The sequence below is a fragment of the Pseudomonas sp. LB3P14 genome, from assembly GCF_054898045.1.
In genome coordinates, this window is record NZ_CM142714.1 from 3,382,778 (window position 1) to 3,406,476 (window position 23,699).

The 23,699-nt window shown below is 58.7% G+C and carries 27 protein-coding genes and 1 pseudogene; 19 read left to right on the forward strand and 9 right to left on the reverse strand.

Going from position 1 to position 23,699, the window contains the following annotated elements; all coding sequences use genetic code 11:
- Window positions 1-9 precede the first annotated feature (9 nt).
- The 7 genes from ACYZT5_RS15655 to ppnP all read left to right on the forward strand — a co-directional run bounded on the left by ACYZT5_RS15655 (window position 10) and on the right by ppnP (window position 7,576).
- Window positions 10-879, forward strand: coding sequence for an SDR family oxidoreductase (locus ACYZT5_RS15655; protein WP_462051888.1), 870 nt, complete (start codon window positions 10-12; stop codon window positions 877-879).
- Window positions 880-882: 3 nt separating this feature from the next.
- Complete coding sequence (gene atuC, locus ACYZT5_RS15660) at window positions 883-2,499, forward strand: geranyl-CoA carboxylase subunit beta (protein ID WP_462051889.1); 1,617 nt, start codon at window positions 883-885, stop codon at window positions 2,497-2,499.
- Between the two features lie 70 nt (window positions 2,500-2,569).
- Window positions 2,570-3,727, forward strand: coding sequence for a citronellyl-CoA dehydrogenase (atuD, locus tag ACYZT5_RS15665; protein ID WP_462051890.1), 1,158 nt, complete (start codon window positions 2,570-2,572; stop codon window positions 3,725-3,727).
- Window positions 3,724-4,521, forward strand: coding sequence for an enoyl-CoA hydratase/isomerase family protein (locus ACYZT5_RS15670; RefSeq protein WP_462051891.1), 798 nt, complete (start codon window positions 3,724-3,726; stop codon window positions 4,519-4,521). Before atuD ends, ACYZT5_RS15670 begins: the two co-directional genes overlap by 4 nt.
- Window positions 4,522-4,646: 125 nt before the next feature.
- Window positions 4,647-6,608 (forward strand): acetyl/propionyl/methylcrotonyl-CoA carboxylase subunit alpha, encoded by a 1,962-nt coding sequence (locus ACYZT5_RS15675; protein WP_462051892.1) that lies wholly within the window; start codon window positions 4,647-4,649, stop codon window positions 6,606-6,608.
- Window positions 6,609-6,679: 71 nt separating this feature from the next.
- Window positions 6,680-7,222 (forward strand): 3'-5' exonuclease, encoded by a 543-nt coding sequence (locus ACYZT5_RS15680; RefSeq protein WP_462051893.1) that lies wholly within the window; start codon window positions 6,680-6,682, stop codon window positions 7,220-7,222.
- A 69-nt stretch (window positions 7,223-7,291) separates the two neighbouring features.
- Complete coding sequence (gene ppnP / locus ACYZT5_RS15685) at window positions 7,292-7,576, forward strand: pyrimidine/purine nucleoside phosphorylase (protein WP_462051894.1); 285 nt, start codon at window positions 7,292-7,294, stop codon at window positions 7,574-7,576.
- A gap of 71 nt (window positions 7,577-7,647) precedes the next feature.
- Here ppnP and ACYZT5_RS15690 read toward each other — a convergent pair whose 3' ends face one another.
- Together ACYZT5_RS15690 and ACYZT5_RS15695 are read right to left on the reverse strand one after the other, a co-directional pair.
- The gene (locus ACYZT5_RS15690) at window positions 7,648-8,454 is read right to left on the reverse strand and encodes an MOSC domain-containing protein (RefSeq protein WP_462051895.1); all 807 of its coding nucleotides are present in this window, start codon (window positions 8,452-8,454) and stop codon (window positions 7,648-7,650) included.
- Window positions 8,455-8,545: 91 nt separating this feature from the next.
- Window positions 8,546-9,481, reverse strand: a complete 936-nt coding sequence (locus tag ACYZT5_RS15695) for a chemotaxis protein CheV (protein ID WP_462051896.1) — start codon at window positions 9,479-9,481, stop codon at window positions 8,546-8,548.
- A 463-nt stretch (window positions 9,482-9,944) separates the two neighbouring features.
- Here ACYZT5_RS15695 and ACYZT5_RS15700 point away from each other — a divergent pair, with 463 nt between their 5' ends.
- From ACYZT5_RS15700 to ACYZT5_RS15710, 3 genes are all read left to right on the forward strand, one after another.
- Entirely contained in the window at window positions 9,945-10,415 is a 471-nt protein-coding gene (locus ACYZT5_RS15700) for a hypothetical protein (protein ID WP_462051897.1), read from the forward strand.
- Window positions 10,416-10,758: 343 nt separating this feature from the next.
- A complete protein-coding gene (locus tag ACYZT5_RS15705) occupies window positions 10,759-11,649 on the forward strand; it encodes a sensor histidine kinase (protein WP_462052258.1) in 891 nt (296 codons plus the stop codon).
- Window positions 11,646-12,305, forward strand: coding sequence for a response regulator (locus ACYZT5_RS15710; protein WP_462051898.1), 660 nt, complete (start codon window positions 11,646-11,648; stop codon window positions 12,303-12,305). The genes ACYZT5_RS15705 and ACYZT5_RS15710 overlap by 4 nt, the downstream gene beginning before the upstream one ends.
- On the opposite strand, the gene yegS is transcribed toward ACYZT5_RS15710, so the two are convergent.
- Window positions 12,289-13,206 (reverse strand): lipid kinase YegS, encoded by a 918-nt coding sequence (gene yegS, locus ACYZT5_RS15715; RefSeq protein WP_462051899.1) that lies wholly within the window; start codon window positions 13,204-13,206, stop codon window positions 12,289-12,291. The two genes, ACYZT5_RS15710 and yegS, sit on opposite strands and share 17 nt — an antisense overlap.
- Window positions 13,207-13,434: 228 nt before the next feature.
- Here yegS and ACYZT5_RS15720 point away from each other — a divergent pair, with 228 nt between their 5' ends.
- Window positions 13,435-13,743, forward strand: coding sequence for a hypothetical protein (locus tag ACYZT5_RS15720; protein ID WP_462035864.1), 309 nt, complete (start codon window positions 13,435-13,437; stop codon window positions 13,741-13,743).
- A gap of 64 nt (window positions 13,744-13,807) precedes the next feature.
- Here ACYZT5_RS15720 and ACYZT5_RS15725 read toward each other — a convergent pair whose 3' ends face one another.
- Both ACYZT5_RS15725 and moaB read right to left on the reverse strand, forming a co-directional pair.
- A complete protein-coding gene (locus tag ACYZT5_RS15725) occupies window positions 13,808-15,034 on the reverse strand; it encodes a molybdopterin molybdotransferase MoeA (protein WP_462051900.1) in 1,227 nt (408 codons plus the stop codon).
- On the reverse strand, window positions 15,018-15,557 hold the full coding sequence (gene moaB / locus ACYZT5_RS15730) for a molybdenum cofactor biosynthesis protein B (protein ID WP_462051901.1): 540 nt from the start codon (window positions 15,555-15,557) through the stop codon (window positions 15,018-15,020). Before moaB ends, ACYZT5_RS15725 begins: the two co-directional genes overlap by 17 nt.
- A gap of 81 nt (window positions 15,558-15,638) precedes the next feature.
- Between moaB and mobA the strand changes: the two genes are divergently transcribed.
- Window positions 15,639-16,241, forward strand: coding sequence for a molybdenum cofactor guanylyltransferase MobA (gene mobA, locus ACYZT5_RS15735; RefSeq protein ID WP_462051902.1), 603 nt, complete (start codon window positions 15,639-15,641; stop codon window positions 16,239-16,241).
- 76 nt (window positions 16,242-16,317) lie between these two features.
- The gene (locus ACYZT5_RS15740) at window positions 16,318-16,539 is read left to right on the forward strand and encodes a YgdI/YgdR family lipoprotein (protein ID WP_033059146.1); all 222 of its coding nucleotides are present in this window, start codon (window positions 16,318-16,320) and stop codon (window positions 16,537-16,539) included.
- An 87-nt stretch (window positions 16,540-16,626) separates the two neighbouring features.
- On the opposite strand, the gene ACYZT5_RS15745 is transcribed toward ACYZT5_RS15740, so the two are convergent.
- From ACYZT5_RS15745 to ACYZT5_RS15760, 4 genes and pseudogenes are all read right to left on the reverse strand, one after another.
- Window positions 16,627-17,517: a pseudouridine synthase gene (locus ACYZT5_RS15745; RefSeq protein WP_462051903.1), complete on the reverse strand. Its 891-nt coding sequence runs from the start codon at window positions 17,515-17,517 to the stop codon at window positions 16,627-16,629.
- Window positions 17,518-17,589: 72 nt separating this feature from the next.
- Entirely contained in the window at window positions 17,590-17,907 is a 318-nt protein-coding gene (locus tag ACYZT5_RS15750) for a hypothetical protein (RefSeq protein ID WP_008145883.1), read from the reverse strand.
- Between the two features lie 147 nt (window positions 17,908-18,054).
- Entirely contained in the window at window positions 18,055-18,294 is a 240-nt protein-coding gene (locus tag ACYZT5_RS15755; protein WP_462051904.1) for a glutaredoxin family protein, read from the reverse strand.
- A 146-nt stretch (window positions 18,295-18,440) separates the two neighbouring features.
- A pseudogene (locus ACYZT5_RS15760) lies at window positions 18,441-19,175 on the reverse strand (ammonium transporter); the annotation flags it as partial.
- Between the two features lie 213 nt (window positions 19,176-19,388).
- On the opposite strand from ACYZT5_RS15760, the gene ACYZT5_RS15765 reads away from it, so the two are divergent.
- From ACYZT5_RS15765 to ACYZT5_RS15790, 6 genes are all read left to right on the forward strand, one after another.
- Complete coding sequence (locus ACYZT5_RS15765; protein ID WP_034151323.1) at window positions 19,389-19,703, forward strand: ElaB/YgaM/YqjD family protein; 315 nt, start codon at window positions 19,389-19,391, stop codon at window positions 19,701-19,703.
- 1 nt (window position 19,704) lies between these two features.
- Complete coding sequence (locus ACYZT5_RS15770) at window positions 19,705-20,094, forward strand: phage holin family protein (protein WP_008145878.1); 390 nt, start codon at window positions 19,705-19,707, stop codon at window positions 20,092-20,094.
- A complete protein-coding gene (locus tag ACYZT5_RS15775; protein ID WP_462051905.1) occupies window positions 20,091-20,432 on the forward strand; it encodes a hypothetical protein in 342 nt (113 codons plus the stop codon). Before ACYZT5_RS15770 ends, ACYZT5_RS15775 begins: the two co-directional genes overlap by 4 nt.
- Window positions 20,433-20,557: 125 nt before the next feature.
- Entirely contained in the window at window positions 20,558-21,721 is a 1,164-nt protein-coding gene (locus tag ACYZT5_RS15780) for an EAL domain-containing protein (RefSeq protein ID WP_462051906.1), read from the forward strand.
- Window positions 21,722-21,789: 68 nt separating this feature from the next.
- Entirely contained in the window at window positions 21,790-23,118 is a 1,329-nt protein-coding gene (locus tag ACYZT5_RS15785; RefSeq protein WP_462051907.1) for a deoxyguanosinetriphosphate triphosphohydrolase, read from the forward strand.
- Window positions 23,119-23,301: 183 nt separating this feature from the next.
- Window positions 23,302-23,694: a response regulator gene (locus ACYZT5_RS15790; RefSeq protein WP_462051908.1), complete on the forward strand. Its 393-nt coding sequence runs from the start codon at window positions 23,302-23,304 to the stop codon at window positions 23,692-23,694.
- Window positions 23,695-23,699: the final 5 nt, after the last annotated feature.

A 23,699-nucleotide genomic window follows, 5' to 3' on the forward strand; every position in this document is an offset into this window, starting at 1 on the left:
ACTGTCGCCATGGCTTACGATTCGATTTTCAAAGCCGATTTGTTTGCAGGCCAAAACATCATCGTCACCGGTGGCGGCAGCGGCATCGGCCGTTGCACCGCTCACGAACTGGCGGCCCTCGGCGCCCATGTGCTGCTGCTCGGGCGCACGGCAGACAAGCTGAAAAACGTCACGGCCGAGATTGCCGAGGATGGCGGCAAGGCTGACTGGATGGTCTGCGATATTCGTGAGGAAGAAGCGGTCAAGCATGTGGTCAGCGAGTTGATCCGCAAGCACGGACCGATTCACGGCCTGGTCAACAACGCCGGCGGGCAGTACCCGTCGCCGCTGGCGTCGATCAATCAAAAAGGCTTCGACACGGTGTTGCGCACCAACCTGATGGGCGGCTTCCTGATGGCCCGGGAAGTGTTCAACCAGTCCATGAGCACGCACGGCGGCGCCATCGTCAATATGCTCGCCGACATGTGGGGCGGTATGCCCGGCATGGGCCACTCGGGTGCAGCGCGTTCGGGCATGGATAACCTCACCAAGACCGCCGCGTTCGAATGGGGTTACGCCGGGGTGCGGGTCAATGCCGTGGCGCCGGGCTGGATCGCGTCCAGCGGTATGGACACCTACGAAGGCGCATTCAAAGCGGTGATCCCGACGTTGCGCGAGCACGTGCCGCTCAAACGCATCGGCACCGAATCGGAGGTCAGCGCGGCGATCGTTTTCCTGCTCAGCCCGGCAGCGGCATTTGTCAGCGGCAGCACCTTGCGCATCGACGGCGCCGCCAGCCTGGGCGGGCGCGCCTGGCCGATACACAAGGCGCAGATCAGCGAGTCGTATAACGGTTTTCACCGCGCCTACTTACCGGACGTGCTCAAGGACAAGGAATAAGCCATGCCGGTGATTCAGTCGCACGTGGACCCGCTCAGCGAGCAGTTCGCCCGCAATCGAGCGGCGATGCTGGTCGGCATCGAGCATGTCCGCCAGCTCGAACAGAACCTGCTGAACAAGGCTGCCGAAGCCAAACCCAGGTTCGACAAACGCGGCCAGTTGTTGCCCCGCGAACGCCTCAATCTGCTGCTGGACCCTGGCGCACCGTTCCTTGAACTGGCCAGCCTGGCCGGCTACAAACTGCATGACGACAAGGACGGCAGTTCGGCTGGCGGCGGTTTGATCGCCGGGATCGGTTACGTGTCCGGCGTTCGGGTTCTGGTGGTGGCGAACAACAGTGCGATCAAGGGCGGGACCATTTCCCCCAGCGGCTTGAAAAAATCCCTGCGTCTGCAACAGATCGCCATGGAGAACAAACTGCCGGTCGTTACCCTGGCCGAAAGCGGCGGCGCCAACCTCAATTACGCGGCGGAGATTTTCGTCGAAGGTGCCCGCAGCTTTGCCAATCAGGCGCGGATGTCGGCCATGGGCCTGCCGCAAATCACGGTGGTTCATGGTTCGGCCACGGCCGGCGGCGCTTATCAGCCGGGGCTCTCGGATTACGTAGTGGTGGTGCGAGGCAAGGCCAAGCTGTTTCTTGCCGGCCCGCCGCTGCTCAAGGCTGCCACCGGCGAAGTCGCCACCGATGAAGCACTGGGCGGCGCCGAGATGCACGCGCAAATCGCCGGCACCGCTGAATACCTGGCCGAGAACGATGCCGATGGCGTGCGGCAGGTGCGCGAGATTGTCAGCCTGTTGCCGTGGAATGACCGGTTACCTTTAGCGTCTGCGCGGCGCTGGGAAGAACCGCTCTACCCCATCGACGAAGTGCTTGGACTGATTCCTGACGACACGAAAAAACCTTACGACGTGCGCGAGATCATCGCGCGGATTGCCGACGGCTCGAACTTTCTCGAATTCAAGGGCGAGTTCGATCAGCAAACTGTCTGCGGCCATTTGCAGATTCAAGGCCGCGCCTGCGGGTTCATCGGCAACAACGGACCGATCACCCCCAAGGGTGCGAGCAAGGCTGCGCAGTTCATTCAGCTCTGCGACCAGAGCCGGACGCCGCTGCTGTTTTTCCACAACACCACTGGGTTCATGGTGGGCACCGAGTCGGAGCAGCAAGGCGTGATCAAACACGGCGCGAAGATGATTCAAGCGGTGGCCAACGCCCGGGTGCCTAAACTGACCATCGTCGTCGGCGGTTCCTACGGCGCCGGCAACTATGCGATGTGTGGCCGTGGCCTCGACCCGCGTTTCATCTTCGCCTGGCCCAACAGCCGCACGGCGGTGATGGGCGGCGCCCAGGCCGGTAAAGTGCTGCGGATCGTCACCGAGGCCAAACAGGCCAAGGACGGCCTGGTGCCCGACCCGAAAATGCTCGACATGCTGGAACACGTCACCGCGCAGAAACTCGACAGCCAGTCCACCGCGCTGTATGGCAGCGCCAGCCTGTGGGATGACGGGTTGATCGATCCTCGCGATACCCGGACCTTGCTCGGGTACTTGCTGGATATCTGCCATGAGGCCGACGTGCGGCCGCTGCAAACCAACAGTTTTGGTGTAGCCCGTTTTTGATGACGCAGAGCGTCTAAGGCTGCATTCCCACGCAGAGCGTGGGAACGATCATTCAGGAGAACAATAAAAAATGATCTTCACCCAGGAACACGAAGCACTGCGCCGCACCGTCCGCCAATTCGTCGATCACGAGATCAATCCTCACGTCGAGGAATGGGAAAAGGCCGGACGCTTTCCGATCCACGAGATCTTTCGCAAGGCCGGCGACCTCGGCCTGCTGGGGATTTCCAAACCGGAAAAGTTCGGTGGCATGGGCCTGGACTACAGCTACTCAATCGTCGCTGCCGAAGAGTTCGGCACCATTCATTGCGGCGGGATTCCGATGTCCATCGGTGTTCAGACCGACATGTGCACCCCGGCGCTGGCGCGATTCGGCTCCGATGAACTGCGCGAAGCGTTTCTCCGCCCGGCCATCACTGGCGAGCAGGTCGGCTGCATCGGTGTTTCCGAAGTCGGCGCCGGTTCCGACGTGGCCGGTTTGAAAACCACCGCCCGCAAGGACGGCGACGACTACGTGATCAATGGCAGCAAGATGTGGATCACCAACTCGCCGAGCGCGGATTTCATCTGCCTGCTGGCCAACACCTCGGACGACAAACCCCACATCAACAAGTCGCTGATCATGGTGCCGATGAACACGCCAGGCATCAGTCTCAGCTCGCACCTGGACAAGCTCGGCATGCGCAGCTCGGAAACCGCTCAGGTTTTTTTCGACAACGTGCGGGTGCCGCAACGCAATCGCATTGGCCACGAAGGCGCGGGGTTCATGATGCAAATGCTGCAGTTCCAGGAGGAACGGCTGTTCGGCGCGGCGAACATGATCAAGGGCCTGGAGTACTGCATCGACAGCACCATCGAGTACTGCAAGGAGCGCAAAACCTTCGGCAATGCGCTGATCGATAACCAGGTCATCCACTTCCGGCTGGCCGAGCTGCAAACCGAAATCGAATGCCTGAGGGCGCTGGTCTATCAGGCCACCGAGCAATACATCAAAGGCCAGGACGTCACCCGTCTGGCGTCCATGGCCAAACTCAAGGCAGGACGGTTGGGCCGTGAAGTCAGCGACAGTTGCCTGCAATATTGGGGCGGCATGGGCTTCATGTGGGACAACCCGGTGGCCCGCGCGTACCGCGATGTGCGGCTGGTGTCGATCGGCGGCGGTGCCGACGAAATCATGCTGGGGATCATCTGCAAACTCATGGGCATCCTGCCGGGGAAAAAGAAATGAGCACCCTGCCTGTTTGCCAGACTTTGTTGCTCGAACCCCATAACGGTGTCCTGCACATCACCCTCAATCGACCGCAAAGCCGCAACGCCATGAGCTTGGAGATGGTCGCTGAACTGCGCGCCGTGCTGGCAGCAGTGCGTGACGACCGAGCCATTCGCGCGCTGGTGATCGGCGGTGCCGGCGGGCATTTCTGCGCCGGGGGCGACATCAAGGACATGGCCAATGCACGCGCTCAAGGTCCGAGCGCCTATCGCGACCTGAATCGAGCGTTTGGTGCACTGCTGCAAGAGGTGCAACACGCGCCGCAAGTGGTAATCACGGTGCTGCAAGGCGCGGTGCTCGGCGGTGGTTTTGGTCTGGCCTGCGTCAGCGACGTCGCCTTGGCCGATCACCAGGCGCAATTCGGTATGCCGGAAACCAGCCTCGGTCTGCTGCCAGCGCAGATCGCCCCGTTCGTGGTCCAGCGCATCGGCCTGACTCAGGCTCGCCGACTGGCACTGACCGCAGCACGTTTCGACGGCACACAGGCGCGGCGCATGGGATTGGTGCATTTTGTCGAACATGATGCGCAAGCGTTGGCCGAGCGTCTCGATGAAATTTTGGCCCATGTGTTGTGCTGCGCGCCGGAGGCCAATGCGACGACCAAAAAGCTGTTGCTGGCGAGTGCCGGGCAGCCATCGAATGCGTTGCTGGATGAAGCGGCCGAGTGGTTCAGCGAGGCGGTCTCCGGGGCTGAAGGTATTGAGGGGACCATGGCCTTTGTGCAAAAGCGAAAACCGGGGTGGGCCATTTAAGAGCTTCGCGGGCAAGTCGGACCGCCGCACCGCTCGCTCCTACAGGTTTGCGCAAAGCTCTGTAGGAGCGAGGCTTGCCCGCGAAGAGGCCATCACTTGCACCGCACAACTTGAGAGAAGACCCAATGCCCGCCCTCAGAAAAATCCTGATCGCCAACCGCGGTGAAATCGCTTGCCGCATCCAGCGCACCGCCCAGGCCCTGGGCTATCGCACGGTCGCGGTGTTCAGCGATGCCGACACCGATGCCCTGCATGTGCAGATGGCCGACGAATCCGTGAACATCGGCCCGGCCGCGGCGCAGCAGTCCTATCTGAACATCCCGGCAATGCTCGACGCTGCCCGGCGCACCGGTGCCGACGCGATCCATCCCGGCTACGGCTTCCTCTCGGAAAACGCCAGGTTCGCCCTCGCCTGCCGGGATGCCGGCATCACCTTCATCGGCCCCAGCCCCGAAGCCATCGAACTGATGGGCAGCAAGCGATTGTCGAAACTCACCATGATCGAAGCCGGTGTGTCGTGCATCAAAGGCTATCAGGGCGCCAAACAGGACGACGCCACCCTGAGCCGCGAAGCCGAAATGATTGGCTATCCGCTGATGATCAAGGCCAGCGCCGGCGGTGGCGGGCGTGGCATGCGCCTGGTGCACGAGGCCAAAGATTTGCTGGAGCAGCTGCGCACCGCCCGCTCCGAAGCCCTGCACGGGTTTGGCAGTGACGAGCTGATCCTTGAGCAGGCGTTGGTTGATCCTCGCCACGTCGAGGTTCAACTGTTCGGCGACCAGCACGGCAATCTGATCTACCTTGGCGAGCGCGATTGTTCGATCCAGCGCCGCCACCAGAAAATCATCGAGGAAGCGCCCTGCCCGGTGATGACCGCCCAATTGCGTCAGGCCATGGGTGAAGCGGCGCTCAAGGCCGGTCGCGCGGTGAATTACGTCGGCGCTGGCACCGTCGAGTTTCTGTTGGATGCGCGCGGGGAGTTTTACTTTCTGGAGATGAACACCCGACTCCAGGTGGAACACCCGGTGACTGAATTGATCACCGGCCTCGATCTGGTGGCCTGGCAGTTCCGCATCGCTGAAGGACTGCCGCTGCCGCTGCGTCAGGAACACGTACAGCTCAACGGGCATGCCATGGAAGTCCGTTTGTACGCCGAAGATCCGGCACACGGCTTTCTACCACAAACCGGTCGCATCACCGCGTGGGAGCCAGCGTTGCAGGGCGACGTACGAATCGACCATGGCCTGATCGAAGGCCAGAACGTCAGCCCGTTCTATGACCCGATGCTGGGCAAGATCATTGCCCACGGTGCCACCCGCGAAGAAGCCCGGCGCAAGTTGCTGCGGGCGGTGCAGGACAGCGTGCTGCTCGGCGTGCAAAGCAATCAGCGCTTGCTCGCCAGCCTGCTGGAGCACCCGCAGTTCATCAGTGGTGAGTTCAGCACCAGGTTCATCCCGACGTATTTTGCCGACCATGCCTGCCTGCATCCCCGTGCACCCGACGCCGAAGCACTGGCAATCGCCGCAGCGTTGTTCTATCAGGCCTCGGCGCAGGTTCATCCCGCGCCACTGGCCGGTTGGCGCAACAACGCCAGCGTGCCGTTGCACTTTCGAATCGGCCTTGATGATCAGGATTGGTCAGTGGAATTGAACGCTGTGCCGGGGGAACCGTATCGGATTCAAGTCGCTGAGCAAAACGTTGAATTAACGATCATCCAGTGCGATGGACGCTTGGCCAGCCTGGAAATCAACGGTATCCGGCGACGCCATGCCTACCGTCTTGAAGCCGGACAACTCTGGCTGTTTACCCGGCCCGGCAGTTTACGGCTGATAGATCGGACCCAGGCCTTGGTCAGCAGCCAGGTCAGCGTCAGCACCGGCACCCTCAAGGCTCCGATGGACGGGGTGATCGTCGACGTGCTGGTCACTGAGGGCAGCCCAGTCAGCAAAGGCCAGTTGTTGGTCGTGCTGGAGGCCATGAAAATGGAGCATCCGCTGAAATCAGGCATCGATGGCGTGCTCAAACGCTTGCAGGTCAGGGTCGGTGATCAGGTGAAAAATCGTCAGATTTTGTTGGAGGTCGAATAAGCCGCTAGGCGGATCCGCCGGGTTTGGCTACGCTCAAGCCCTATCAGGACGCGGATACCAGGAACCCTGCGATGCCTCACTGGCTGGTCATTGATCTCGAAGCCACCACCGATGAGGGTGGTTGGCCAGTAACTGAAATGGAAATCATCGAAATCGGTGCCACCCTGGTGGACCGAAAAGGTCGAGAACTGGATAGCTTCCAGTGCTTCGTGCGCCCGACGCGTCGGCCTTTGCTGACTCCGTTTTGTCGGGAGCTGACACACATCACCCAGGCCAACATCGATGCCGCCGAGCCGCTGAGCGAGGTCTGGGCGTCGTTCGAACGCTGGCTCGGCCAGCATCACTCGCGCCTCGAAGGTTGGGTCAGTTGGGGTGATTACGATCGCAAACAGCTGCTTCAGGAATGGCAGAAACTGCAACTCGACAGCGCCCTGAGCCGGGTGCCGCACATGAACCTCAAGCAGCGCTTTGCCAAGGCTCGCCGGCTGGAACGCCCGCTGGGGCTCAATGGTGCGCTGCAACTGGCGGGTATGCAGTTCACCGGGCAGCAACACCGGGCGCTGGAAGACGCGCGTAATACAGCGCGTCTGTTACCACTGGTTCTCCCCCTCTAGAGAGGTGACGGCGCCAAGGGCCTTGTGCATACTGGCCAGCCCTTTTTAGCCCTTTTCGAGGAATCGCCCATGTTTAAAGTCAACGAGTACTTCGACGGCACCGTCAAGTCGATCGCCTTTGGCACCGCTGAAGGTCCTGCGACCATCGGCGTCATGGCACCGGGCGAATACGAATTCGGCACCAGCCAGCGTGAAATCATGCACGTGGTGTCCGGCGCCCTGACCGTCAAACTGCCGGACAGCAGCGACTGGGAAACCTTCGCCGCCGGCGACCAGTTCAACGTACCCGCCAACAGCAAGTTCCAGCTGAAAGTGGCCGTCGACACCGCTTACCTGTGCGAATACCGCGGCTAAACCCCCGGGTTTTCACAACGACAAAAAAATGCCCGTGTCCAAGGACACGGGCATTTTTCGTTCAGGGTCGTTTATTCCAGGACCGTGACCGGCATGCCGACTTCAAGCTGGCCATTACCGTCGTTGACCAAATTCTGGCCAAACATGGCGCCGTCTTCCTGAGCGCGGTATTTCTGCAGAGTTGCAAGCGGTTCACGATCATCACTGCGCACGCCGGTTTGCGGATCGATGGTGGTCAGGATGCAGCGCGAACACGACTTGACCACGCGGAACTCAACATCGCCGATGCGGATACGCTTCCAGCCATCTTCGGCATACGCTTCGCTGCCCTCGATCACCAGATTCGGCCGAAAGCGCAGCATCTCCAGCGAACGCCCGACCTTTTGCGACAAGTCTTCCAGGGACGCCTGCCCGATCAGCAACAGTGGAAAACCATCGGCGAAAGCCACTTGATCGTCGTCCCTCCCGTAGCCCGCTTGAGTGGTGCGCGCGCGATCCAGAGGAATTTGCACCAGTCGCGTCGGCTTTCCAATGAACTCACTGACCCAGGCCCCGGCCTCATCACCGGCATCGGGCACTCGCAGACTGTCTTTGAAGATCGTCACGCCCCGCAGCTCAGCGTCGCTGGCGGGCAAGGCAATATCGATCGCTGAGCGCCCCGGAGCACCAAGGGTCAAGCCACCGTCGGCATTCCACAACGCCGATAACTGACTCATCTGCGCCACCGCACGCTGGGTCAGGAAGCGGCCGCTGGCCTCGTCCACCAGCATCCAGCGTCGATCACCGTCCAGGCCCAGCTTGTCGAGGCTGACCTGCTGCAGGATCTCACCCTTGCCGGATTTCAACGGATAACGATAAAGCGCGCTCAGACGCAGCATGGCCAGCTCCCTGGTGGGTAAAAAACGCCACCCTATACGAGCTTGATCGCCGAATCAAAGGCTGACGTCAGGCCAGCCTCTGCGGGGGGTGTCAGGCAGGCACTGCGTCGAGCATCAGGCGCTCGCGCACCACATCGACGAGTTTGTCCGGCTGGAACTTGGAGAGGAAGTTATCGCAGCCGACCTTCTTGACCATCGAGTCGTTGAAACTGCCGGACAGCGAGGTATGCAGCACCACATAAAGGCCACGCAGACGCGGGTCGTTACGGATTTCGGTGGTCAGGCGATAGCCGTCCATTTCCGGCATTTCCGCGTCGGTGAAGATCATCAGCAGTTTGTCGGTCATGTTCACACCGGTATCAGCCCAGGCCTTGAGCATGTTCAGTGCCTTCAAGCCATCGCTGGCGATGTGCATCTTCACGCCCAATTGACCCAGGGTGTCACGCAATTGCGACAGCGCCACGTTAGAGTCGTCCACCAGCAGCACTTCACGGCCACGGGCACGTTCCAGAACCGGATCGTCGAGTTTGTCGCGCGATACCTTGGCGTTGTACGGGACAATTTCCGCCAGGACTTTTTCGACGTCGATGATTTCCACCAACTGGTCGTCGACCTTGCTGATAGCGGTCAAGTAATGTTGACGACCGGCGCTGGCCGGCGGCGGCAGAATGGCTTCCCAATTCATGTTGACGATACGGTCCACACCACCGACCAGGAACGCCTGCACCGAACGGTTGTACTCGGTGACGATGATTGTACTGGTCGGGCTTGGCACCAGCGCACGCATGCCAATGGCCTGGGACAGGTCGATCACCGGCAGGGTCTGGCCACGCAGATTAACCACACCGCAGACAAACGGATGACGCTGGGGCATCAGGGTCAGCTTCGGCAGTTGCAGCACTTCCTGTACTTTGAAGACGTTGATCGCGAACAATTGCCGTCCGGCCAGCCGGAACATGAGAATTTCCAGGCGATTCTCACCCACCAGTTGCGTGCGTTGGTCTACCGTGTCGAGAATGCCGGCCATCAATGACTCCTGGGCTTGTTCTGATGAATTCACTAAAGGGGGTTATCGGCTGTTTTTGCCCAACCTTGACCCCCCCTGTAAAATGCCACGATCGAACATTGATGTCACATTAACATCATGCTTTACTGGCCAAGTGATTTCATCTGCTTCATTCCCTCCCGCGAGACCTCGTTTCGTTCGGTTGGTTCCTCTGTGTAAGGGATTCCCCTAGTAGCAATCAGGCCCAACCTGATATTCGCAATATCCAATAGCCATTAATGTGACGCCATTCTCATTGCATGAACGGAGTCAGGCTTTTGTGTGCGATCGCAGGTAAGTGTCCATTCACCCTATCGAGTTCCCCAGCCTGCAACCAGACAGGCCGGAGCGCGATCTCACGATGGCACGGCAATGCCGGTACCCTGATCGTCCTCGTCGACACACACGGCATTCCCTCATTTGACATGACGTTGTGGAGATAAACATGCCGAACGATCGTAAAGAATGGGCTCAGCAGCACGCGGAGTTTCTCGTCGAAGCTGAGACACTTCTGGCCAAAACCGAGGAATGCCTGAGTCATTTGCAACTGATCAGCAATGACATGGACGCCATCGACTGCATGCTTAGCACCCTGCTCAAACTGGCCAAAAAGGCTGATGCGCTCGCTCTGGCAGCTGTTTCGGAGTTTTCGTTGCACATTCATGGTTTGCTGAGCCACGCCCAGAATCACATGGACTTGCACGAGCAGGCCTTGGGTGCGCTGAAAGACTGCCTGACGTTGATCGCCTGGCAACTCGAGCTTATCGATCAGAACACCGGCCAACTCAGCCTCGATGACAGTGAACAGACCTCTCTGATCGAAGCCTTCGCCTTTCAGGTCGGACACAGTCAGTTTCATCCACCCGCTAATTTCAAACCGTTCGCACTCGTCTCCTTTTCAGGGCGGCAAGCCTGAATTTATCGGAGCAGTATGCCGCGCTCCGATTTTTTTATTGCCGTGACTGCCTCTCTAACTTTCGCGAAGTTATGTCGCAATTGAATAATCCATACCTGCTAACGACAACTCGAAACAAATAAACAATTCCTGCCACCCAACTTTTTCCATTATGGAACTGCCGTCCATAACCTCTTATTTCCTGCCCCTGCAGAAATATATACCAAACGCGACCAACGGTATCTTAAGTGGTATTATGCCGCCCATTAGTTGACGTCAATTAATGGCAGAGTGACTCCAGACAGAGACCGTCATCCGTTATGACCGGTCTTCCCGCAGCGATCATCCATTGGCTCCATCCGCTATGTACGCCAGCCTCAAGTCAATCACCGCATGGCCACCCTCCCGAAAAAACGCGCGCCTGATCACGCTTATGTTGTGTACCTGCTCGGCGATTGGCCTGCTGATTTATAGTCTGTCCACTCGCCTGCCGCTGAGCCTGCTGGTGCTCAATGTTGCGGCGCTGACCTGCGTCTGGGTAGAGCATTACCTCTCGCGCAAATCGATAAAGTTTCAACCTCAAGAGTTGGCCGACCGGCTGTTGGAGGTTCAAGAAAACGAACGTCACCGGCTCAGTCGGGAACTGCATGACGACATCGGACAGTTGCTGACCGCGGCAAAACTTCAAAGTGACTGGCTCAAACGCCGAATGCCCGAAGAACTTCAGGGCCAGTGTTCGGTGCTCTGCGACACGCTGGAAGAAACCCTGACCAAAGTTCGGGATCTATCGGCCATTCTCAATCCCAGGCAGCTGACCAGTCTCGGGCTGGAAGCCAGTCTGCGTGCGCATTTACTCAAGACACTGGCCAACACGTCGGTGCACTGGAGTCTGGAATGCCATCAGCGCTTAACCGGTATACCGGAAGAAATGGCGGTGGCCGCCTTTCGAATAACCCAGGAAGCGGTCACCAATATACTGCGCCATGCCGACGCGAAAAATCTGGTGGTCCGCCTGCAACGTCTGCCTCAGGGACTTGCGCTGTCGATCAGCGACGATGGTCTGGGTTTCGCGCCATCGACGGATCCAGGTCGTGAAGGGCAACGCGGAATGGCGGGGATGTCGGAACGGATCGATCAGCTCGGCGGCACACTGAGCGTTACCAGCGAGCCGGGCAAAGGCACTCAAATCGAAGCTCTCTTTCCCTGGGCGCCTCGTGCGCTCGAACGGGCCAGTTCGAATAAGGTTATGCATTGACTTGTAACTTACTTCTGGTGGATGACCACTCGCTTATCAGGGCAGGCGTGCGCGCTCTGGTGCTGGATATTCCCGGCTACGCGGTAATCGGTGAGGCCAATGATGGCTCGCAGTTGCTCGAGATGGTCGAGCAGCTGTCCCCGGACATCGTCCTGCTGGATATTTCCATGAAGGAAACCAGTGGCCTTGAAGCATTGCAGCGACTCAAGCGAGTACGCCCGCAGAGCAAGGTGCTGATCCTGTCGATGCACACCGATCCTGCACTCATCATGCAGGCACTGGAATCCGGCGCACATGGCTACCTGCTCAAGGACACCACGGCCACCGAGCTCGAACATGCCCTGGAAGCCTTGCGTAACAACGAACGCTACCTGAGCCCGGCCATCGCTCACACCGTCATCAACCAGGCGCTGATCCGATCTCAGAAACACCAGCCGGAACCTGCCGACTCGCACAACCTGACAGCGCGTCAGCTGGAAATCCTTCGGTTGATCGTTCGCGGAAAATCCACCCGGGAGATCGCCAACGGCCTGGGCCTCAGTATCAAGACGGTCGAAACTCATCGCTCGCAGATCATGAAGCGTTTGCAGATCTACGATGTGGCGGGCCTGGTGCTGTTCGCCGTTCGCGAGCAGATCATCAGCCTGGATGATTGATCGATTGCGATGACCCCAGCAGCGGCGAGTTTTCAGGCAAATGTACGCGCAGTGCCGCCGGCCGTGCCGAGAAACGCAAGTTGTCGCCTTCCAGAGGTTCGCCATCGAGGTTGATGTAGAGGCCTTCCGAGACCTTTATTTCGACCCACGGCAGCCGGACTCGCACAAACATGTTGTCGATGCCGAAGCCATCGGCCAGCAGGTTTTTCAAGGTACCGACGACTTCCTGCGGAGCAGGCAGAATACTGATGTCCAGCAGGCCATCGTCAGCCAGCGCTTCTGGACACAACACGTGTCCACCGCCAGCCTGCCGGCCATTGCCGATGCCCAATGCCAACAGCTCGCCACTCCACTGAAAATCAGGACCCTGCAACTCGCCATAGGCCGCGTGCAGCTCGCTGAAGCGCGATAAACCGGTGAACAGGTAAGCCGCGCCCCCGAGGATTTTTTTCAAGTCCTCCGAGGTGTTTGCAGTGACCTGACTGCCAAAACCGCCCGTGGCCATATTCAGGAACACCTGCCCACCGACCTCCCCCAGATCAATGGCGCTCGGCGCAGTGTCAAGAAGATCCAGTGCCTGAGCGGGCTCCAGAGGCACGCCGGCGGCACGAGCAAAATCATTGGCGGTGCCCAGGGGCATCAGTACCAGGCTGGCCTGCGTCGAATGCGCCGCCATGGCCTCAGCAATATCACGCAAGGTGCCATCACCGCCGCCGGCGATAACCTGCCTGTAGCCTGCCGCCAGCGCTTCATCCACCAGCCGTTGTGCGTCGCCGGCCTCCCAGGTCACTCGAACGGCTAGCTCCCAACCCTGTTTGCGCTTGCCCTCGACGGCAGAACGAACCGCCTCGTTGAGCGCTTGCTTGCCATGCAGAATCAACACCGCCTTGCGTTCGCTCATTGTTGTCACTCCCATGATTGAATTCCGTATGGGAGATGTTGACCTCGTCGCGCTACATAAAAGTCGCAAGAATTTGAATTATTTGAAGGCGAGCAGTATGGCGTCCTACAAGGCGGGACTTTTTCTTACAAAACCTGAGGAATCGGCTCAATTGACCGGCAAGTGCGATTGGTACACCTTGGCGTCTGCGGTTATCAAACATCAGCAGGAAACACACAGGGACGTGCCATGCAAAGCCATGAGATCAGGTCACCGGTCATTCCGGTCGTACCGCTCGCAGAAAAACGCGCCAATCATCAAGCTGAATTCAAAAACAGCGCAAAACCCACTGGAGAAGTTGATATGGAACCTCGCGTCGTTGAATTGGAGACACACCTCAAATACATCCGACGAGACATGGATGAAGTCCGTAGTGACGTCAAATCCATCAAACACAGGCTTGCCTATTCGGCTGGCGGAACAACCGTGGTCATCGGGCTTCTGGCCTGGATCGCCAATAGCCGTTTTGATCAGGTCGTGACACTCCTGGCTCATTAAGGGTTAGCCATGAACGCAAAACCCGGTTCGTTCAACCGGGTTTGCGGCAAGCCTGCGGCAGGAATCAGCTCAGAACTTCACTCAGCGGGATAAAGCTTACGCAGTCACCTTCAATCAGCGTGCGATCCTCCAGCACCTCAACCAGACCATCGGCCCAGGCGGCGCTACGCAGTACACCAGAACTCTGATTCTTGTAGATGATTGCCCGGCCGTTCTCCAGACGTCCACGCAAGTACTCGCGCCGATTGCCTGCTTTGGGCCAGGCAAACCCTGCCGGCACCTGGAACTTCAGGGGCTCAACCTCTTTTACGCCCTGTCGGCGCAAGAGATAGGGCCTTGCCAACAAAGCAAAGGTCACCAGGGTCGACGCCGGATTGCCGGGCAAACCAATCACAGGTACGCCGCAAAAATGCCCGAATGTCAGTGGTTTGCCTGGTTTGATGGCGAGTTTCCACAACGTCAACTCGCCCTCTTCACGCAAGGCAATGCCCAGAAAGTCCGCCTCTCCCACCGATACACCACCGGTAGAAAGAATCAGGTCGACATCCTTCAATTCACCAAGGCGAGCGCGAGTGGTTGTTAAATCATCCGGAAGAATACCGGCATCGATCACCTCACAGCCCAAGCGCTGCAACCAACTGCAAAGCAACACTCGATTGCTGTTGTAGATCTGTCCCGGCCCCAGAGCCTGACCCGGTTCAATCAGTTCATCCCCGGTGGACAGAACAGCAACACGAACCTTGCGAATCACGTCCAGCTCTGCACATCCCAGCGATGCGGCCAGCCCCTGTTCGATCGACCCGAGGCGCGTGCCGGCTGGCAGAATCAATTCACCGACAGTGGATTCCTGGCCTTGGGGACGGATGTTTTGTCCTGAGGTCATGGTTTCGGTGAAACGTACTCGCTCATCCGCCTGAACCTCGGTGTTTTCCTGCATCTCAACGCAATCAGCACCTGCGGGAACTGGCGCACCGGTGAAGATTCGTGCACAGGTGCCGGGCTTCAAGGGCTCCGGAGCCTGTCCGGCAAAAATCTTCTGGCTGACCACCAGTGGCTCTCCAGTCCAGTCAGCCGTGCGCAAGGCATAACCGTCCATGGCACTATTGGGCCAAGGTGGCAGATCAAGCGTCGAGACCAGGTCATCGGCCAGCACACGACCCTGAACCTGCGCCAACGGCAAGCGTTCACGCTCACGAATCGGTGAGGCTTCAGCCATTGCCAGCAAGCGTGCCAGTGCCACCTCGACCGCCAGCAGACTACCCGTCTTGCCTGGCTTACCCGCGGGATTCACAGAGTGCCGCCTGTTTGAGATGAGCCACGAAGTTGCACGGGCGGTGCCGCGAATCGAGCTGCTCGGCAAGAATGCCATCCCAACCGGTACGCACGGCATTGGTCGAGCCCGGCAAACAGCAGACTAGCGTGCCATTGGCCAGGCCGGCCAGCGCACGGGACTGAACAGTCGAGGTGCCGATATCCGCCACCGATATCTGCCTGAACAGCTCACCAAAACCGTCGACCTGTTTGTCCAGCAGGCAACTCACCGCTTCCGGAGTGCTGTCGCGTCCAGTGAAACCAGTACCGCCAGTGATTAGCACGACCTGCACGACATCGTCGGCAATCCAGTTGGCGACTTGCGCGCGAATTTTGTAGAGGTCATCTTTGAGCAGAATCCGGGCCGCAAGGTTATGACCGGCTGCACTCAACCGGTCGACGAAGACCTGGCCTGAGGTATCGGTTTCCAGGGTACGGGTATCGCTGACCGTCAGCACCGCGATGTTGAGCGGCGCGAAAGGTACATCAGCCTTGGCTTTCATAGGCTCATCCAGTTGTAGGAGAAACAGCCCGGTGTTATATCACAGCGCCTCATTTTTTCGCCGCCCCCATGGAGACCTGCCATGACCTCGAACACACTTTTGCCGTCCTGTTCCATTCTGCTCCTGGCAGGTGGTCGCGGCCAACGCATGGGCGGACAGGACAAAGGGTTGCTGGAATGGCACGGCGAGCCACTGATTGCCCACTTGCACCGCAAGACCCGTTCGCTGAGCGATGACCTGATCATCTCCTGCAACAGAAACCTGGAAAAGTACGCGCCCTACGCCGACCAGCTGGTTCATGACGATGAAGGCGACTTTCCAGGCCCCCTGGCCGGTATTCGCGCAGGCTTGAAGGTCGCCCGCCATGCGCATCTGCTGGTGCTGCCTTGTGACGTACCGCGCATCGATGCCGTGCTGCTCAATAGCATGCGCGAAACCGCCAGCCAGCACCCGGACCAACCGCTGATGCTGCGCCATGACGAACACTGGGAACCCTTGTTGTGCATTATCCCCGTGGCACTCTTGGCAGATTTCGACAGTGCCTGGAACGACGGCGAACGCAGCCCGGGTCGCCTCATGCGCAAACTGGGTGCTACCGCCCTGCAATGCCCCGACAATGACCCGCGCCTGGCCAACCTCAACACACCAGAACTGTTAAGTGCCCCCAACACTGTGTCAGACTGACAGGAGAAGGAACTTGCGCGCGCTGTACACGTCTCAAGCTCAGCAACCAAAAGAATTCATATTCGGAGACACACTCATGACTCAACGGACCCTCGCCACTTTCATGCTCGCACTGGGCCTCGCTACCCTCGCCGGTTGTGCATCGCCTACAGTGATCACCTTGAATGACGGTCGAGAAATCCAGGCTGTCGACGCTCCAAAGTTCGATAAGGATTCGGGTTTCTACGAATTCGAACAACTGGATGGCAAGCAGACCCGCATCAACAAGGATCAGGTTCGTACCGTTAAGGAGCTGTAATTTTTGCGGTGACAACCGGATATGAAAAAGCCCGCTTTATGCGGGCTTTTTCGTGGCTGAAGATCAGCCGATTTGCTGAACTCGCAATCACCACTGCAGGGTGATGGTACTTTCGAATACTCTTTCCTGGCCGGTGACCGGATCCACAAACCGTAGCCCCTGAGCGAGCAGTTTCAAAGGATTGGCATAGTCATCCTCAACATCCTTGAGTACCTGCGGATAAAACGGGTCGTTGCAGATACTGGCGCCCAAGGCTGTCATGTGCACCCGCAACTGATGTTTCTTGCCCGTCACCGGGTAAAGCGCATAACGCCAAAGGTCACCGTTCTTCTCCCTGACCTCGACTGCCGTCTCGGTATTGCTGACGCCAGGACCTTCCTGCATGCGGAAGAAAGGCTCGCCATCGATGAGCCGGCTCTTATGGACCAATGGAAAAGAGAGTTCAGGTAACGCTCGGGCAATTGCCTCGTAGCGCTTTTCGATCTGCCGCCTAGGAAACAACGACTGATACGCCGAACGGCTCTGAGGGTTGGCGGAAAACAGCACCAGCCCCGCCGTGTGACGGTCAATGCGATGCAATGGCACCAGATGCGGGTTATCGAGTCGACGTATCAGCCGTCGCAACAGGGTCTGCTCTACGTATTCACCCGCCGGAGTCACTGGCAGAAAATGCGGCTTGTCCGCCACTACCAGATGTTCATCCGCGTGCAGAATCGACTCAACCACCGGGATCGGTTTTTCGTCCGGCACTTCGCGAAAATAGTGAATCCGCAAACCTTCCTTGTAGGGCAAGTCCAGGGCGATGGGCATGCCATGCCCATCAAGCACACGACCGCGGGCGATTCTGTCCAGCCATTGTTCACGGCCGATGGCACTGAAGTGTTCGCACAGACAATCGAGTACGGTCTGCCACGGGCCAGGCGGCAAGTAGAGCGTGCTGGCCTGGTTGTGTGCAGCAGAAAAAGATGAAGTGGACATACGAAAAGCTCTAACCCTCAATACAGGGCAGCATTATCCAACAGCGGCCGGAACGAACCTAGAAGAGAATCCTCAAGCCGGTATCTGCGTGCGCGCTGCCGCTTCGGTGAATTCCTTGAGCCAGCGCAACACATCGACCGCTTCCCAGCGACCGGGATCATAAAGCGCGTACAACAACCCCTGATAACCCACGACATCCAGCTGCCGGTGATAGCCCGCGCGCTGGAACAAGGCTTCGATTTCGGCGAAACAGGTATTGAAATGCAGTTTGTTGAAAGGGGTTTTTCCTTCTGTCACCAGGCCATCCAGACGCAATTCGAGGACAGCCTCGCGCACCACGTCCGCCGACATCCGGTTCACGCTGTTCTTCAATTGTTCGACATTGACCACGATTCATCCCTCTCCCGCCCGGACCGCCTGCGCAAGGCAGGCATTACGCATAACTGTATGCGCATACAGTATCCGAACAGTAGAGGTAAAGCCAAGGGATCAATCGCAAAGTTCGACAGCCGGGAAATTCGCCGCCACAAAAACTGATCAACTCAGGAGTGCCACCACTTGCTCGGCACTGAATGGCCAGGCCAACTCAGCGCCGGTATCGACCCGTCGTAACACCGGAATACGCAGACTGTAAGCTTCGAACCATGTTTCGTCGTCAGCGATATCCACCAGCTCCACCAGCAGACCCTCACGCTCGACAAATTCCATCAGCATGGCTTCAGCCACTTCACAGAGATGACACCCAACGGTGCCGAACAGCTGACATTCAGGAAGCATGAGCGCTCAACCGAAAAAAATTAAGTAACCATTCTAGGCCCGCCCCGAAAAGCCGTCGAGCCATTGAATACTCGACCCTTGAACCATGAACGGCAACGGACTGCGGCAATACGCTGACGCACATCAGCCGCGTTGAGGCGGGACATCTAATCCTGGCTGACGGCGCCAATCTTGTGCACCGACAAGTCCGCACCGTAATACTCTTCTTCCTGACTCAGGCGCAAACCATGGAACGCCTTGATCACGCCATACACCGTAAAACCGCCGGCCAGCGCCACGACCACGCCCAGTGCCGTGCCGATCAACTGACTGATCAGGCTGACGCCGCCCAAACCGCCCATGGCACTTTGACCGAAGATGCCGCAGGCGATCCCGCCCCAGACGCCACACAAACCATGCAACGGCCAAACCCCCAACACATCATCGATATGCCATTTGCCCTGGGCCGCGGTAAAGCACCAGACGAACAGAGCCCCGGCGATAGCGCCCGTCACCAGTGCCCCCACCGGATGCATCAGATCGGAACCGGCGCAGATCGCCACCAACCCGGCCAGCGGGCCGTTATGCAGAAAACCCGGGTCATTGCGCCCGACGATCAGCGCCGCCACGGTACCGCCGACCATGGCCATCAACGAGTTCACCGCCACCAGTCCACTGACACCTTGCAGGGTTTGCGCGCTCATCACGTTGAAACCGAACCAGCCAACGATCAGGATCCACGACCCCAACGCCAGAAAGGGAATGCTCGAGGGCGCGAACGCCACCAGGCGCCCTTCGCGATAGCGACCTTGCCGCGGCCCGAGCAACAACACCGCTGCCAGGGCCAGCCAACCGCCCATGGCGTGGACCACGACCGAGCCGGCGAAATCATGGAAGCTGGCGCACAAAATTCATGAAGGCAAATCAAGACCGGGACGTTTGCGCGGGTTTTGATTGTTTGAGTTAAGGTTTTTCTTGAAATCATGCCCAGCAACAGCGCAACGGCGCAGGCAGATGCACCACGACGTAGCAAAAGTTGTACCAGTCATTTGTACTGAACCTTCGCGCAAGGCTCATACTCGAAAGCAACAGAAGCCACTTACGGAGATCCACCCATGGCCAGCATCAAGGCAAAGACTGCTCAAGAGATCCTGATGACCGATTTTCAAACACTGGTCAGCGACACCGAACGGTTGCTGGAACACACCGCATCCCTGGCCGGCGATCAGGCCGATGAGTTGCGCGAGCAGATCCACGACAGTCTGTTGCGTGCCCGCGAAACCTTGAAATTGACCGAAGATTCCCTGCGCGAACGCGGCCAGGCAGCCGTCACCGCCACCGAAGATTACGTTCAGGCAAACCCATGGCAATCGGTCGGCATCGCGGCTGGCGTAGGTTTCCTGATTGGTTTGCTGGCAACGCGGCGCTGATATGGCGATCGGCGAATCCGGCTCGTCCGCGACGGGCCCAAGCTCCTCACCGCGGCGCCTGGGTGCCGCTTTTCTTGGACTGCTGCACAGCCATGTCGAACTATTCGGCATCGAATTGCAGGAGCAAAAAGCGCGCACTGTAAGCCTGTTGCTGTTTGCAGGCCTGGCGCTGGTTTTTGCCTTGCTCTTACTGGTGGGGTTGTCGACGCTGGTGTTGATCCTGTTTTGGGACACCTATCGCCTGGCGGCCATCATTGGGCTCTGCGTGTTCTACACACTCGCGGCCATATTCTGTGCAATGCGCTTGAGAGCGGCGATTTTCGATGAATCCTCGCCCTTCCACGGCACCCTGGAAGAATTGGCCAATGATCGGGAGCGCCTGCTGCCATGAATCTGCCTGAACTGCCTCACAACAGCTCGCGTACAGAAATGCGCAAGGCGCTGATCCGCTTGCGCATGGAAATGCATCGCCAGGAAATGCGCCACGAATCCCGGGAATTGCTGCAACCCTTGCAGCGCATGCGCGGGATGACGCAAACCCTGCACGATGGTTTCGGCATCAAGCACGCCCCACTCTGGGGCGTGGCAGCCGTCACCTTGCTGGGATTTTTGACTGGCAAGGGCGCCAAGAGCGGTGGCATCAGCAGCCTCACTCGACTGGTTCGTCTGGGCACCACGCTGGGGCCGCTGATCAAGCTGGTCATGCAGGGTTCTTCGCACAACCGCTAAAGCCATCCTCTGGCTGCATTCTTGCAACATCACCGGGATGAACCTCTTTATCGAGGGGTTCAATCCTGCGTGCCTGACCGGTGACCAGGTTTTATCCAAGAACAAGACCTGACCAAGGAGGCCTCGTGATCGACGGGCAACCGCTCGCCTGCTTTCAGCCATTCATTGATACCGCTACCGGCCGCATCGCTGGCGTCGAGGCACTCGGCCGATTGCGCCAGGCCGACGGTCAACTGGCCTCGGTGGGGCCGCTGTTCGCCGACCCGCGAACGCCCGCTATCGCGCTGCGTCGTCTGGATCGCCTGATCCGCGATAACGCGCTGAGCCGTCTGCATGAAGCGCCCTCGGACTGGTTTCTGAGCCTGAACATATCGCCACGCTGGATCAACCGCTTGCGGCAGGACCAGGCCCTACCGAGCCTCAAGCAATTGAGCAGGCACAACGTTGACCCGCAACGCATTGTCTTCGAGATCACCGAACTGGGGGGCGATATTCAGCGCCTGGCCGATGTCGTGGCACGCTACCGACAGGCTGGCGCGCGGATCGCCATCGATGATTTCGGTGCCGGTTACTCTCAGCTTGATCGCGTACTTGCGCTGCAACCGGACATTCTCAAACTCGACATGCGCTTGTTCCAGGCCGCTGCGTTAGGTGGACCGAGCAGCGACGTGGTCAAGGCTCTGGCGCAAATGGCGGAGAAAACCGGTTGCTGGATCATCGCTGAAGGGGTGGAAACCGAAGCTCAACTGAATTTTGCCCTGGAATGCGGTTCGCGCTACGTCCAGGGTTTTCTGTTCGCCCGGGCGCAAGCCGATTTCTTTGCCACGGACGCCTTTGTCGAGCGCTTCGCTCAGCTGCGTCAGCGCTATGTTCAGCAGAAGCTGGCTGAGCGCGGACGCCTGATGATCATGCGCCAGCAACTCAGCGAGCTGATGGCCATCCTGCAAGAATGGGCTCAGGCCCGTGCACCGCTCAGCGCCTTGCCACAACTGGATGCATTCCCTTGGCTGTTGCGCTTCTATCAATGCGACCGCCACGGCACGCAGCTGACGCCCAACCTTGAATGGCGCAATAACGGCTGGGAGGCTGACAACCGCTACCTGGGCCACAACTGGTCATGGCGTCCCTACTTCTATCACCTGCTGGCAGAGGGTTGGGATGAGCGCAGGCTGACGCTTTCCAATACTTACCGCGACGCCACCAGCAACCAGTACTGCCTCACCGCCGGGCAATTTTTCGACAACGGTGAGCGACTGCTGCTCATCGATATTGACGCCGTCGGGCTGTAGTTCCACTTGCAGGCACCGGTGCGAAACGGGAAGCTAGGGGCTCAGTCACCTGACGGAGCGAACCAGCCTTGGATTGGCAAACCCTGCTTACCCGCGAACGCCTCGGAAAGCCTCTGCACAGCCCGGAAGAACTCGGCCGCAGCCCTTTCCACAAAGACCACGACCGCATCATTTTCTCGGGAGCGTTCCGCCGCCTCGGGCGTAAGACCCAGGTCCATCCGGTCACCAGCAACGATCATATCCACACGCGCCTGACCCACTCGCTGGAAGTCAGCTGCGTCGGCCGTTCGCTGGGCATGCGCGTCGGCGAAACCATCCGCAGCGCCCTGCCCGACTGGTGCGAGCCCAGCGACCTGGGGATGGTGGTGCAATCGGCTTGCCTGGCCCATGACATCGGTAATCCGCCCTTCGGCCACTCCGGCGAAGACGCGATTCGCCACTGGTTCCAGCAAGCCGCCGGCCGTGGCTGGCTGGATGCAATGAGCGAAGTCGAACGCGATGACTTCCTCAACTTCGAAGGCAATGCCCAGGGCTTTCGGGTACTCACCCAGCTGGAATATCACCAGTTCGACGGCGGCACCCGGCTGACCTACGCCACGCTGGGTACTTATCTGAAGTATCCATGGACTGCAAAACACGCGGATTCACTGGGCTACAAGAAACACAAGTTCGGCTGCTATCAGAGCGAATTGCCGCTACTGGAACAGATCGCCCATAAACTCGGTCTGCCGCAACTCGAGGAACAACGCTGGGCGCGCCATCCGCTCGTGTATCTGATGGAGGCTGCCGATGACATCTGCTACGCGCTGATCGATCTGGAAGATGGCCTGGAGATGGAGTTGCTGGAATACGCCGAAGTCGAGTCCCTGTTGCTGGACCTCGTGGGTGACGATCTGCCGGAAACCTATCGCCAGCTCGGTCCACAGGATTCGCGTCGGCGCAAACTGGCGATCCTGCGAGGCAAAGCCATTGAACACCTGACCAACGCCGCAGCCCGCGCCTTTGTCGAGCAACAGGATGCGTTGCTGGCCGGCACGTTGCCCGGTGATCTGGTGGAGCACATGCACGGTCCTGCCAAGCGTTGCGTACTGAATGCCAAGGACATGGCGCGCAAAAAAATCTTCCAGGACAAGCGCAAGACCCTGCATGAAATCGGTGCATACACCACGCTGGAAATCCTGCTCAACGCCTTCTGCGGCGCGGCACTGGAACAGCATAACGGTCGAACGCCATCCTTCAAGAGTCGCCGCATCCTCGACCTGTTGGGCAACAATGCACCCGATCCTAACGGCCCATTGCACACCTCGTTTCTACGGATGATTGACTTCATCGCCGGTATGACCGACAGCTACGCGAGCGAAATGGCTCTGGAGATGACCGGTCGTTCGAGCCACTGATGAGACCCGGTTGATCAGCCATTACACTGCCTGCGATGGCTGATTTACCTCTCAAAACCCAAGTGCACTCAACGTTCGCCGAATCCCCCTACAACATGTGCTGAGCTAACTGATCGATTATTCAGTAACCTCGCGAAATAATCCCGCTTCCCTCAGTTCGACAGAAGAAGCGTGAATAATCCTATGTTCAAAGACGATCTGCGCATCTTGCTGGTGGAAGATCATCCCTTTCAACTCAAGGCGACTCAATACCTGCTTGAGAGTTACGGTTTCACCCAACTGACCACCACCGACAGTGCCGATGGCGCGCTGCAACAAATGCTCAAGGCTGTGCAACCGTTTGATATTCTTTTATGCGATCAATGTCTGCCCGACCTCTCCGGGCTTGACCTGGTCGAATTCGCCAGCCACCGGGGGATGATTAGACAGGCAATACTGTTAAGTAGCCTGACCTCCGCGGAACTGGACAAACTTGAAAAAAAGGCCAACGACTACGGGCTGCCATTGTTGGGTTACTTGATCAAACCGTTGAAACAATCAGAATTTAGAAACTTGTTGACCTTAGCTTCATTGTAAAAAAC